This is a genomic window from Terriglobales bacterium, assembly GCA_035487355.1.
In the GTDB taxonomy this organism is placed as follows: Bacteria; Acidobacteriota; Terriglobia; order Terriglobales; family Acidobacteriaceae; genus QIAW01.
The window spans coordinates 11,638-25,179 of record DATHMF010000017.1; the positions used below are offsets into that span (position 1 = coordinate 11,638).

Annotated in this window: 9 protein-coding genes; 1 reads left to right on the forward strand and 8 read right to left on the reverse strand. The window is 55.4% G+C overall.

Annotation, left to right across the window (positions count from 1 at the left end; genetic code table 11):
• Nucleotides 1–155 precede the first annotated feature (155 nt).
• Nucleotides 156–2,675 carry a glycoside hydrolase family 2 TIM barrel-domain containing protein gene (locus VK738_03030; protein HTD21597.1) on the forward strand — a complete coding sequence of 840 codons (2,520 nt, stop codon included), beginning with the start codon at nucleotides 156–158 and terminating at the stop codon, nucleotides 2,673–2,675.
• Between the two features lie 51 nt (nucleotides 2,676–2,726).
• Here VK738_03030 and VK738_03035 read toward each other — a convergent pair whose 3' ends face one another.
• From VK738_03035 to VK738_03070, 8 genes are all read right to left on the reverse strand, one after another.
• Entirely contained in the window at nucleotides 2,727–5,159 is a 2,433-nt protein-coding gene (locus VK738_03035) for a glycoside hydrolase family 95 protein (protein ID HTD21598.1), read from the reverse strand.
• Between the two features lie 285 nt (nucleotides 5,160–5,444).
• Entirely contained in the window at nucleotides 5,445–5,888 is a 444-nt protein-coding gene (locus VK738_03040; GenBank protein HTD21599.1) for a response regulator, read from the reverse strand.
• 13 nt (nucleotides 5,889–5,901) lie between these two features.
• On the reverse strand, nucleotides 5,902–7,983 hold the full coding sequence (locus VK738_03045; protein HTD21600.1) for a response regulator: 2,082 nt from the start codon (nucleotides 7,981–7,983) through the stop codon (nucleotides 5,902–5,904).
• Nucleotides 7,984–8,358: 375 nt separating this feature from the next.
• On the reverse strand, nucleotides 8,359–9,231 hold the full coding sequence (locus VK738_03050) for a M28 family peptidase (protein ID HTD21601.1): 873 nt from the start codon (nucleotides 9,229–9,231) through the stop codon (nucleotides 8,359–8,361).
• A 201-nt stretch (nucleotides 9,232–9,432) separates the two neighbouring features.
• Nucleotides 9,433–9,960, reverse strand: coding sequence for a polymer-forming cytoskeletal protein (locus VK738_03055; GenBank protein ID HTD21602.1), 528 nt, complete (start codon nucleotides 9,958–9,960; stop codon nucleotides 9,433–9,435).
• Nucleotides 9,961–10,280: 320 nt separating this feature from the next.
• The gene (locus VK738_03060; protein ID HTD21603.1) at nucleotides 10,281–11,231 is read right to left on the reverse strand and encodes an alpha/beta hydrolase-fold protein; all 951 of its coding nucleotides are present in this window, start codon (nucleotides 11,229–11,231) and stop codon (nucleotides 10,281–10,283) included.
• Nucleotides 11,224–12,696, reverse strand: a complete 1,473-nt coding sequence (locus VK738_03065) for an FtsX-like permease family protein (protein HTD21604.1) — start codon at nucleotides 12,694–12,696, stop codon at nucleotides 11,224–11,226. Before VK738_03065 ends, VK738_03060 begins: the two co-directional genes overlap by 8 nt.
• On the reverse strand, nucleotides 12,693–13,397 hold the full coding sequence (locus VK738_03070; GenBank protein HTD21605.1) for an ABC transporter ATP-binding protein: 705 nt from the start codon (nucleotides 13,395–13,397) through the stop codon (nucleotides 12,693–12,695). Before VK738_03070 ends, VK738_03065 begins: the two co-directional genes overlap by 4 nt.
• Nucleotides 13,398–13,542 lie beyond the last annotated feature (145 nt).

Consider the following 13,542-nt stretch of genomic DNA (forward strand, 5'->3'; position numbering starts at 1 on the left):
TGTCTTCATTGCGTTTCAATGACTAAAACTTCCATGATTTGCATAAAGGTCAGGAGACTTGTTTCGGACGCAATTATGATTGAGTAGAGTAATCTTGTGAGTCATTCAAGACGAATACCGATCTCTCAATTCCAAAATTATCCGACTACTCAAATATGATCACTCGCCGGGAATTCATAAAAACCACCGCACTTGCTACGGCCGCGGCCGCAGCCACGAACCACGTATCCTTTGCCCAAACTGTTCCTGCAACTGGTGCGGTTTCGCAACGTCTCTTGACCGGGTGGGAGTACTACCAGGGAAGCCTGGGCGGCATTTGGGAAGTATGGCGCGGCGGCAAGGCCATCGAAACGACTGCCTGGCAGGCGATCACCATGCCGCACTGCTTCAACGCTCGCGATGCGGTTGATCCCGATCAGTCTTACTACCAGGGCCCTGGTTGGTATCGCACCAGGTTGAAGCTGGCTCCCGACCCGTTTCCTGACGGACGCATCCTGTTGCACTTTGAAGGTGCCGGGCAGAAGAGCGAAGTCTTCGTCAATCTTGAGAGCGTTGGCCGGCATATTGGCGGATATGACGAGTTCGTTCTTGATATCACCGAAGCTGCAGCCAAAGTCTTGAACTCGCCTAATAATGGTAATAAAGGTTCAAATGATAGTAATAAAGATACAAATGAAGTTCCTCTCGCCGTGCGCTGTGATAACTCGCGCGATTTAGACATGATTCCCTCCATCTTCAGTGACTTTAGTCTTTACGGAGGGCTTTATCGCTACGTGAATCTGGTCTATGTGCCCGCGATTTCGCTGGAGCGAATCCACATCAGCCCCACAGTCCAGCCCAACGGCCCAGCAAAGGTTTCTATCAAGGCCCGGCTTTACAACCCTGCATCACTTACCGATCAGGTACAGCTTTCTCTTCGCGTTCTTGATCCCAAGGGTAAAGTTGTACATAGTGCCGCCCAAAAGCTCGCACCCTGGAGCGACGAGCGTGAGCTATTGGCCTTTGATATAAAGACGCCGGAATTGTGGTCGCCAAAAAATCCTGCTTTATATCATTGTGAAGTCACACTGAGCAGCACACATGGCGAAATGAACGTCACCGAGCGCTTTGGACTTCGCTTCTACGAGTTTGTTGATCACGGTCCTTTCAAGCTCAACGGTGAGCGCCTGCTGCTGCGCGGCACAACGCGCCACGAAGACCACGCAGGCCTGGGCTCCGCTATACCTGAGGAGATCACCCGCAAAGAAATACAGATGATCAAAGATATTGGAGCGAATTTCCTCCGCCTCGGCCACTACCAGCAGTCGCGTATCGTGCTCAACCTCTGTGATGAACTTGGACTGATGGTCTGGGAAGAGCTCCCCTGGTGCCGCGGCGGAATCGGAGGCGAAGCCTTCCGGCAGCAGGCGCATAACATGCTGCGTAACATGATTGACCAGCACTATAACCACCCGGCGGTGATTATCTGGGGCCTGGGCAACGAGGACGACTGGCCGACCGAATACCCTGAGGTGAACCAGGAAAAAATCCGCGATTTCATGACGGGACTGAACGATCTTGCCCACAGCCTCGATCCTTCGCGCAAAACCGGAATTCGCCGCTGCCCATTTGCCAAAGACATTCCCGATATTTATTCGCCTTCGATCTGGGCAGGTTGGTATCGTGGGCGCTACACCGACTACAAGAATTTCTCAGAGACCGAGATGAAGCAGGTCAACCACTATCTGCACATGGAGTGGGGTGGCGATAACGACGCACGCCGCCACTCCGAAGATCTCGACCGCGCGCTCGCCAAGATTGACAGCGGAGCGCTGCCCACAGATCCCGCCCAACTCGACGCGCTGCTCAGCGGCGGGGTAGACGTTGCCTCGAAAAATGGCGACTGGTCAGAGACCTACATCTGCAATCTGTTCGATTGGCACCTCAAGGAGCAGGAAACCATGCCCTGGCTCACCGGCGCGGCGCAATGGATCTTCAAAGATTTTTCCACACCCGAGCGGGTGGAAAATCCGGTCCCACGCGTGAACCAAAAGGGAATGGTGGAACGCGACCTTACGCCGAAAGAAAGCTATTACGTCTTTCAATCTTATTGGACAGAAAAGCCGATGGTGCACATCTACGGCCACTCCTGGCCGGTGCGCTGGGGCGACGCCGGCGAGCAAAAGTTAGTCAAGGTTTACTCCAATTGCGAAACCGCCGAACTGTTTCTCAATGATGTCTCCTGCGGTGCGAAGAAGCGCAGCAGCCAGGATTTCCCCGCCGCCGGGCTGCGCTGGCATGCGAAATTCCAGCCGGGCAAGAACCATCTGCGGGTTATCGCCCACAAGGGCGGGAGCACGGTCAGCGATGAAATCAACTTCGAATATCAGACCGAGAAGTGGGAGGCGCCTGCGCAGCTCGAGCTCAAGGAAGTTGGACGTCAGGGCGACACGCTCACGGTAGAAGCCCGCCTACGCGATAGCAAGGGCGTGCAGTGCCTCGACAGCCGTAGCCTGGTGCGTTTCGGACTCGATGGCGACGGCACGTTGCTCGATAATCTCGGCACATCTACCGGTTCGCGCGGACTTGAGCTTTATAACGGCCGGGCCGTCATCAGTTTGTTGCGGAACGGCGGCAAATCGGAAGTCAGTGTGTCTTCGAAAGGCATTCCAACGGCCTTTCTGACCGTCGAGTAGCTTAGGTAGAGACGTAGCTTGCTACGTCTCGTCTCTACGGATGATCTGCTTTCAGCTCCCAAACACAACAACGTAGTCTCTTCCCGCCTGAACATCCAGCAAGATATCGCCATCCTTCGCGGTTGCATAGTGAACTGATTTTCCGTTGCTGCGAATGGACGCAATCTTCTGGCCACGGGGAGGGCGCAGCTTATGCTGGCCATCTGCTGTTGCATGCAACACCGCCAGCGTCGCTTTTCCTTTCTCCCAAGCAACATCCAGGGTTATCCCGCCACGGGCGCGCAGGCCGATGAAGTGTCCATTGGCCCACTCATGCGGCAGGGCGGGCAAGAAGCTGATCTCGCCGGCGTGGCTTTGTAAAAGCATTTCCATCATTCCCGCCGGCCCGCCAAAGTTCCCGTCAATCTGGAATGGGGGATGATTATCAAACATGTTGGGCAGCGTCGAGTGACGCAGCAGCACCAGCAGACTGTCATGCGCAAGCTCAGCTTCTTCGAAGCGTGCCCAGCAGTTCAAAACCCAGGAGCGGCTCCAGCCGGTCTGACCGCCACCGTCTTGCAATCGGCGCTCGAGTGAAACCCGGGCTGCCTTCGCCAGCTCCGGAGTTCCACGCAACGTAATCTCGTTCCCCGGATACAACGCAAACAAATGTGAGATATGCCGATGACCGGGCTCAACCTCGTCATAATCCTCTGCCCATTCCTGCAGTTGGCCATACTTGCCAATTTTTAGAGGAAGCAAACGCGTCCGCGCATCCATGAGTTTCTGCTTGAAATCGGCGTCAACCCGGAGCAACTGGCTGGCCTCGATCACGCGGCTGAACAGCGCGTAGGTAATTTCCATGTCCATCGTCGGTCCCATGCACATGCGGGCGCGCTGGCCGTCGCTGGTGCGGTAGGTGTTTTCCGGGGAAGTGGAAGGTCCGGTAACCAGGTGGCCCTTGCCATCATCCACCAGATAATCGAGCAGAAATTCCGCTGCCTCCTTCATGATGGGATAAGCCCGGTGCGCCAAAAATTCACGGTCGCGTCCAAAATCGTAGTGCTCCCAAAGATGCAGGCTCAGCCAGGCTGCTCCCATCGGCCACATCCCCGGACCAACGCTATCCACCGGCGCGGTGTGTCCCCAGCCATCTGTGTTGTGATGGGCCACGAAGCCACGCGCTCCGTACATCTCTTTTGCCGTCTGCCGGCCCATGGGCTGCATGTTCTCGATCAGGTCGAATAAAGGTTCGTGCATCTCGGCAAGGTTGCCGGTCTCTGAGGGCCAGTAGTTCATCTCAATATTGATATTGATGGTGTACTTGCTGTCCCAGGGCGGCGTCATGCTGTCATTCCAGATGCCTTGCAGGTTCGCCGCCATGCTTCCGGGCCGGCTGCTCGCCATGAGCAGGTAGCGGCCAAATTGGAAGTATTGCTCTTCGAGCTGAACGTCGGTCTCGCCGCTCTGCACGCGCTTGAGCCGCTCATCGGTGGGGATATCGGTTTTATCTTTTTCGTCCTTACTATCGAGCACCAGTTCGACCCGCCGGAAGAACTTCTCGTGGTCTGCGACATGCGCCGAACGGAGCTGATCAAAAGGCTTATCAGCGGCTTTCAGATATTGCTCGCAAGCTTCCTTAGGATCTTTGCCGCGCAGATCGGTGGCCGCGATTAATAGAAGTGTCGCACTATCGGCTCCGTCTACCTCAACTTGGTCGCCCTCAGTCTTTACCTTGCCGCCTTGCGGCACAGCACGCAGCACCGAATAGAATTTTGCGCCTACTTTTTTCTCCGTGGCATGGCGTTCGGTGTCGCGGGCAATGGCTTCACCTGACATGACCACGCGATCCGGTGCAACGGCTTCGGTCTTGCTGTCTTGCTCGCGGTTCAAGGTGGCGGAAAACGAAACCATGCCCGGCTTATCGCACGTCTGGTGAACGACCAGCACTTGATCTACGGCAGACGAAAAAATCTCACGCGTGCAATGAGCGCCGCCTGTGCTGTAGCTGACGCGGGCTATGCCGCTGTCGAGATCAAGCTCACGCCGATAATCGCTGACATCGCTGGCAGTGGCAGCAAACTTAATCCAGAGATCTCCCAGCGGCTGATACGGCGGTTGCCGCTTGGGAATTCCCATCATGGTATTTTCCGCCAGGGCCTGGGCCTCGAGTGGCTTGCCGGCAAAGAGCAGGCGCCGCACTTCGGGCAAATTCCTTAATGCCTCGGGATTATTGCGGTCGCGTTTCTCTCCCGCCCAGACTGTGTCTTCGTTGAGTTGGATATGTTCCGTGTCAACCTTCCCAAAGACCATGCCGCCCAGGCGTCCGTTGCCGATAGGCAACGCTTCCACCCACTTTGTGGCCGGTTGGCGGTACCACAAAATCATTGAAGGGTTGGAAGGCGAAATGTTGCGGGTTTCTGGAGCACTGGTTTTGTCGTTGGGTGCTGCAGAAAAAGGTAGTGCAATGCACAAAAGAAAAACTGAAGCGAATTTTCGCAACATTCATCTCTCCGTATCAGGTGAAGCAATTCCCAAATTGGTGTATGCGCGTGACGCCGAAGCTAAGCCCCGTGTTCTTTGTGATCCCTTAACGCACTGCTGAAGCCGTGCTCTTCCACGGTGATGGATACAGTAATTCACGGAAATGGATACAGTAATTGTGGAATCGCTCTAATAGTTATATTCCGGCCCGCTCCAGATGTCTCATGTGGTTTAACTGTTGAAACGGATTTCCCGCGGACGAGTGCCCGGGTTTGGGGCTTGCAGTTTGAAGCTTGCATCTGGTGCTTACGATGGCGGGTTTATGGAGGTCGCCCGCGTGGCCGTCTGCGGGTTTTGCAGCGATTTGTTCATCGAAGACGAACGTTGTTTCACCAATAGAGTCTGGATACTTTCCAGAAGCGAAACGCGTTCAATGGGCTTCGTCAAGTAACCGTCGAAGCCGGCCTCAAGACCTTTTTGGCGGTCACTCTCCATGGCGTAGGCGGTCAATGCGAGCACGGGAATTTTGTTGAAGCGCCCGTCCGCGCGCAGATGGCGCAGCACTGCGTATCCGTCGAGCCCAGGCAATTGGATATCCAGCAGTATCAAGTTCGGAGTGGTTTCTTCAATCTTCTGAAACGCATCATTGTGGTCGCGGGCCGCGATGACCTTGTATCCTGCGAGTTCCAGCATCTCCTGCACAAGTTCACGGATCAGGTTGTGGTCTTCCACAAGTAGAATGGTCTCCATCACGCTCCGTTTTCTAATTCAGCAGCACGCTATGCTGCAGTTGTGACAGCAGATCGTTTTTCCAGGAGCCCTGCCGGGGAAGCAAAGTGCTTATTTCCCGCGTTAACACGCCGAGATCGTTCTTTGAAAGTTTCTGGCCTGTGAGGATGAATATGGGAATGCCGCCCCACTTCGGGTCACTTCTTATGCGCTGCAGTATATCAAACCCTTCCATCTGTTTTGTCAGCAGGTTAATAATAAGGGCGCCAACATTGATTGTGGAAAGCAGTTGCATTGCCTCTTCGCTGGTTTGCGCGGTTTTTGTCTTATAACCTTCTGTGATGAGGGTTTCTTTCACGAAATCGAGTGTTGGCAAATCATCATCCACGACCAGGACCCAGCCGGTTCTTTCTTCCGTGCTGGGCGGCGTGATTGCGCGCAACGATTCCACCAGCCGGGATTTTTCAAGAGGCTTAAGCAAATAGTCTGCCGCTCCGAGGGCAAATCCCAATTTCTGATGCTCCAGCACCGAGACCAGCACAATCGGGATGTGCCTGGTTTCCGGTTTTTTCTTCAGTTCTACCAGCGCTTCCAGGCCATTGCCTCCAGGCATCAGGATGTCGAGAGTAATCGCATCGGGCATCAAGATTCGCGCTTTCTCCACGGCCTCTGCCCCAGAGTGTGCCACCACGGTTATGTAATCTTCTTCCTCCAGGGCGCGGACCATGAAGTCGCAGGCGGCATGATCATCATCCACTACCAGGACCAGGGGTTTCTCACGGCGGGGAAGAATGCCACAGGTGAATTGATGTTTGTTGGAAGCCGCGGCCGGGCCCGGCGCAAGCGCGGGCTTTTCTGCCGGTATGGTAAAGCTGAACCGGCTTCCTGGCTGAAGCCCGCTCTCCACCCGGATTTTTCCGCCGTGCAGTTCGACCAGCCTTTTGGTGATGGAAAGTCCCAGTCCTGTGCCTTCTCTTGTTCCCTGGGTTGTTGTCCCAACCTGGCGGAATTCCTCAAAGATCACCCGCTGGTCTTCTGGACTGATGCCCACGCCTGTGTCCGTGACTAAGATGGTCGCAAACTCTTCGCCCTGTACAACTTCCACTCCTACCCAGCCGCCCTCGGGAGTGAACTTGATCGCATTGCTCAGCAGGTTGTACAAGATTTGCCGCAGGCGGACCCGGTCGGCATAGACCTGCAAGTTTTCAGGCACGTCGTGCTCGATCTGAATATTTTTTACCATTGCCAATGCCGAGAGATTCACCAGGACCTCAGAAAGTGCTGTCTGCAGCACACAGTTTTCCTGACGTAGCTCCATGCGTCCGGCATCGATCTTCGACATGTCGAGAACACCGTTGATAAGTTCCAGCAGATGCCGTCCGCTCTGGCGTATGTTTTCCGAAAAGCGTTTGTGTTTTGGGGTGAGGATACCGCTGCTGTCTTCGGCAAGCAGATCCGAAAATCCAATAATGGCCGTCAGCGGAGTGCGCAATTCGTGGCTCATGTTGGCCAGAAACTGGCTCTTCAGTTGATTTGCGTGTTCTGCTTCTCTCTGCCGCAACTTCAACTGTTGGTTGGTTTGGATGAGGTCTTCTTTCCTTTGCTCTGACAATTTCGCATTTTGCACCAGCAAGACCACCTGCGGAATAAGGTGGGGAAGGGCCAGCGCAGTTCCTACCGAGGCTGCTGCCGTGACCACCTTCACCGCGCCGGACAGCCAATAAACTGGCGTCCAAAGAACAACCACTTCCATGAAATGAGTGAATCCGCAGGCAACGATAAAAGTACCAAAGGCCAGATAGACCCAGCGAAAGGGAAGGATGCCCATCTCGCGGCGCAGCCTTCTTTCCAGATAGATCAAGGTGACCGAGATCGCAACATAGGAAACCCAGATCAGCACATCGGAAACCAGGTGAAGCCCCACTAGCCTGGGATTTCGCAGATAACAGTAAACGTGCGGCAAAAAGTTGGCGGAAAACAGGTTCTTCCACCAACCCAGCGCAACCGAGAGCAAAATCATGCTTACGGCTAAAAATGCAAAACTGATGTTGATAAGGCGTGAATATTTCGCTTTCAAAGAAAATGCAGATCCAACGCCGGGATTTGCCGTGGCCATGGTTAGGGTACTCCTCCTGGAGGTCGCAAATGTTTTTTACAAGTGCTTGTGATGCTTGAAGGGGGGATGAGCCTGTTGCCTAGCGTAGCATTAGTCTTTTCTAACGCAATACTATTTTCAGGCGTGTACTCGAGTATTGAAGGGGAGAGCGTTTCAGTTGCGGACGCTTGTACAGAGATAAATAGCTTCTTCCAGCTTCTCGCCGGTGTGCATCTATGTGTTCGACCCATGTAAATCAATGAGTTACAAGCTGAACGAGATAATATGTGGCTCGTCAATGTAGGCGCTCTCTTGGGGTTTTTCAAATTGGGAAAATTTCAGAATGGCACAAGAAATTAAAAAAGGTCGCATCATCGTGTGTTCTCTAGAGAGATCTCAGTGTTTCTGGGGTGTGCTGTCCTTACTTGGAGCTGTTGCGAGTACATCTTGGTCCAGAAACGCCAAGTAAGCGCTCACCAGGCGGTAACTCTGGAAATAGTCGTTGAAGTGGACCTCGCTGTAGTTGTCCTTAGGGCTGTGCAAGACTGAAAGTGTGGCTTGCGTCAGCGAGTGGAGCGTGATCGTCGGGACCTCGCGTTGTCTGAACGACTCTTCATCCGATTCTCCTATCTTTTCCACGTCCATTCGCGTCAGTGGTGACTTCAATGCATGTGCGATTCTCACTAGCTTGCGGATAAGCTCAGGGTCCGAATGGCTCACCCACACCTCGGTGGGGCCCAATGCCAGCGTGTCCATGCAGACCATGAGTTTGATCTTGCTTACTTGCTCCGGCGTGAGGCTGCTCACGTAAAACTTCGAGCCTACCAGCCCCATTTCTTCTCCTGCGAATGAGATGAAAAGAAAGGTGTACCTTCGCGGCTCATCTTTGAGCGCCTGGTAAAGGCTGGGCAGCATGGAGGCGCCACTCCAGTTGTCTACTACGCCATCGCCTCGGTCCACATGATCGAAGTGCGCTGCCACCACAATGATCGAGTCAGTGCTTCCCGGCAATTCGCAGATAATGTTCGGCTGCTGAAGCCCTTGCACTGGTTGCTCCGTGAGTTTGTCTCCAGTGCAGCCCGCTTCCTGGAAAAATCGCTTCAGCGTAGCCTCTCGTCGGCTGTCGTTGCCCTTGTAGCTCTTCAACCGTTCTTCTACCACTTCACGACTCACCGTTTGGAAGTGCAACTGCAGCTGTGCAGAAACTGGGATTACTCCAACCATAAGCACGCCGATCAGGCCGAACACGTCTGCCCGCAAACCTCTCAAAATGAAAACTCCTTTTTGCTTTAGCAGTATACGAATATAAGGATTCTAAAACGGGGTGGCTACTACTGGAAAACAAAACTACTTTTTCTCAACATTTATCCCGTGTTCGTTCGCGGTAGGTGCAGAGGGTTCCCCCAGACGCCAGCGGCCTGGGGGATCAGATTTGCTTGAAACTGGAAACTCAAAACTTGCAACTGCTTTTTAAGCAATTTTCATCGGCTGCTCGGCTACTTCTTTGCTTTCCGAGCCGGAGTTGATCTTTTCCCCGGATTGGCCCGCTCTGCGGACATCAATCTTACCCTTGAAGAAGGCGCCGTCTTCCACACTGATGCGTTGTGCTATTACGTCTCCGGTAAGCGCTCCCTCACTGCGGACATCCAGCCGATCGCTGGCATTCACGTTTCCAAGAATCTTGCCTTGCACAATGATTTCACGCGCCGTGATATCGGCCGAGACCTGCCCGTTGCGGCCCACGGTCACGCGGGTTCCCGGAAGGTTGATCGAGCCTTCGACCTTGCCTTCAATGTGAAGCGATTCGGAGCCGGTGATCTCGCCCTTAATGACGAGAGATTTGCCGATGATGGCGGCCTGGTCAGTCGAAGTTGTGCTTGCGAGCGTTGTGCGGGTCGGTACAGGTTCACTCATTGTGGTGGGGCCATTCGACATTGTTGGTTTGGAGGGGGGCGGTGGCACGCTAGCCGTGTCGGGCGAATTCGTCTGTTTCCACATTTTCTATTCCTCTCTCTCTGGCTGCTCCTGAGAGGCACGCTTGGGGGAGCGTCCTTACAAAGGAAGTTAATAATTTGGTTGATGTCCCACTGCTGCGACGCAGGCGATATTAGTACTACATTCACCTGCACAGTAGGTCACGGAGGTACAGCTACTATCGTGCGCTTTTTATATTTATTAATGTTTGGTTAAAACGGATGACGAGCGCAGGTGCTTCATTCGTGGTGCAACAACGAGGAAAACTGCATAAATGGGACTGACCCGAAAGCTGCCTCTGCGTTCCTCAGAGGCCTCTGCGGTTAAAGGTTTTCTGATTCCCATTACCGTTTGTCTGCGGCTGAAAAAACCTTGGAATGGAACTGCAGCGACGCCGGCAGGTGCTCGGCAAAGTAGCTCCAGTCGTGGCCACCCGGATAGATGTGGAACTCGTGGGGAACGCCACGCGTAACCAATATCTTATGCAGTGCCTCTGAGCCGGCCTCAAAGCCGTAGTCGTCTTCTGAGCCGCAGTCGAAGTAGATGTGCAGCCCTGTGAGGCGGCTGGTGTGGGCCAGCGTGAGCGGGCTATTGTGATCCCAGAAAACTCGATCGGGAGGCGAGCCGAATACCCTGCCCAGAATCCGCAGCACGCCATTTTGTTGCACGCCGGCGGAGCTGACCGCCGGCAGCTTCTCAATCAAGGCAGCGCTATGCGCGCTGACCGAGCCAAACAGCTCGGGATGCCGAAAGGCCAGATGCAACGCCCCATAACCGCCCATGGAAATCCCACTGATGCCGCGCGTTGCGCGTCCCGCCCGAACCCGGTAATGATTTTCAATGTAGGGCAGAAACTCCTGCACAAAAAAATCTTCATAGCGGCGGCGGCCATCGTGCGAGTTGATAAAGAAGCTGGTGTCTCCGGCGGGCGTCACGATGAGGTAGTCGCCCATCTTGCCCTGCTCCCACAGGTCTTCCGTCAAATTCCACGCCCCTGAATCCAGCAACATCTGTTCGTCGGAGCCCAGGCCGTGCAGGAAGTAGAGCACCGGATAGCGGCGTGTCTTATCTTTGTCATAGCTGGGCGGCAGAAAGACGCAGTATGCCACCTGCTGGTGCATGATCTGGCTCTGTATCGCGTGGCACTCCGCGCGTCCACTGGCATGTGCAGAGAGGGTTATGAAAAGACAGGCAACGAGGGCGCAGCAGCGGAGCGCAGCCAACTTATGAACGAACCGGCAACTGGCGACCTGTCCCGGCGCGCCGTGGACTGGCCACCGGCGACTGCTACTCATACCTTAGCGCTTCCACCGGATTAAGCTTCGCAGCCCGCGCCGCCGGATAAAGTCCCGCACCCAGGCTGACAATGACGGCGAAGGCAATCGCTCCCAGCACCAGCCACCAGGGCACGGCGAAGACGTTGGTGGGGGGCAGGTCCTGCCGCCGTAGATAAATGTTGGCGGTCACGGTGATGATCCGCCCGATCAACCAGCCCAGGCCCACGCCCAGCGTCCCGCCGAACAATCCCATTACTCCGGCTTCGACGAAGAAGAGTTGTTTCACGTCGCGGTCAGCCGCGCCCAGCGCTTTAAGAATCCCGATCTCGCGCCGCCGCTCCAGAATGGCCATCACCAGCGTATTAATGATGCCGAGCATAGCCACTGCCAGCGCCAGGCTGCCAAAGATCCCCAGCAGCAGGTCGAACACAGCAAAGAACAGGCGCAAGTCGCGGGTGGCGTCCTGCAAGGAAAAGGCGCCAAACCCCATCTTCTTGATCGCGGCCTCGACTGCCTCCACCTGTCCCGGGCCCTCGGTCCGCACCGTCAGGTTGCTGTAAGCCGGCTTGCTCCCTGAACCGCGCAAAATATTCTGCAGGTCGTTGCCCTGCGTTGCCCTTAGCGCCTCTCCCAGCTTTTGTGGAATCAGCACGCGCCCACTGCCCATGCCGCCAGGCCCTGCAGCCGCTTCAGTATCTATGATGCCGACGATGCGCAATGTTTTTTCTTTCGGCACAACTGAAATGCCCGGGTTGCCGGAGGGGTCGCTGCCTTCACCGCTGCCTGCAGGATCGCCGCCCGGTTGTGCGGCCAGCGCCTGGCGTTCGGCATAACGCACTACCAGCTCTTTACCGATGAGCGAAGAAGGCTGGTCAGAGAGTTCTTTCGCGAACTCAATCTGCAAGATGGCCTCATCTGCCGAAGGGCTGGAAAAAAACGAGCCTTGCATGCCATCAAAAGAACCGTTTCCGCGTGAAGAGTCCGGTACCCCCGCCACCATGGTTGCATACGGACTGCCGTTGTAGCGCACCTCCGTAGGGAAGCGCACTTGTGGATAAACCTCTATCACACTGGGCAGGTGCTCAATCTCCTGGCGGGCACCTTCATCGAGGCGCCGGAACTCGCGTGGTCCATTCACCGCACTCGGCGTCACATCTGGCGAAGTATTGGATGATGAAGCATTCGATGTACTAGAGGAAGGTGTTGCATTGGGCTGCGCGCTGTTGGACGCCGCCGCATCCGTTCTCTCTCGCCTGCTAAACCCACGGAAGTTCATGTTTGCCCGCGACATTACGAATACCGTGTCAAACAATCCCGAGTGGGCCAGCCGCCGGTTGGCAAGCTGTTGCAGTCCCACGCCCAGGGAAAGCATGGCCACCAGCGAAGCCACACCTACGGCCACGCCCAGCGTTGTCAGCGAATTCCGCAGCAGGGATTCGCGCAGATTACGCACCGCCAATTCCGTCAGGTCGCCCGCCTTCATGCCTTGACCCCGCTACTAATCAGTTTTCCGTCCGCCAACTCCACAATGCGATGCGAAAACTTCTCCGCCAACGGCCTCTCGTGCGTGACCATCACAATCGTCACCCCTGACTGGTTGATCTCCCGTAACAGGTTCATGATCTCAATTCCGGTTGCACTATCCAGGTTTCCGGTGGGCTCGTCTGCCAGCAGGATCGCCGGCCGGTTCACCAGCGCCCGCGCCAGCGCTGCCCGCTGCTGCTCACCGCCCGAGAGTTCGCTCGGCCTGTGGCTAAGCCGCTTTTCCAGGCGTACGCGCTCCAGCGCCTCGCGCACTCGTCCAGCGCGCTCGCCGCGCTCCACCTCGGCAAGGCGCAGCGGCAGCTCAACGTTTTCTTCGAGCGTCATTCGGGGAAGCAGGTTAAAGGCCTGGAAAACCATGCCCACAGTGCGGCTGCGATAGCGCGCCAATTCTATTGGATTCAATTCAGAAAGGTTGCGATCATGCGCAAAGATAGCGCCTGAAGTAGGGCGGTCCAGCCCGGCCATGAGGTTTAAAAGCGTGGATTTCCCCGAGCCTGAGCTTCCCAGCAGCGCCACGAACTCGGCCGCGCCCACCTGCAACGACACCTCGTCCACCGCGCGGATAAGCGCAGACCCCATCTGGTATTGCCGCGTCACCCGTTCAGTACGCAGGGCGGCCCCGCCGTTCGTTGGCATCATTTACTTTCGATGTTACTACACAGATAGACGTTCCTGCGGAGGCTTCTTATGTTAAGAAACGCAAAGAAAAGTAACGGTAGAAAAGCAGTTCCCAGTTCTTGGTTGTCAGAAAAGCTCACCGCGGATAACGCGGATTTGCACGGAT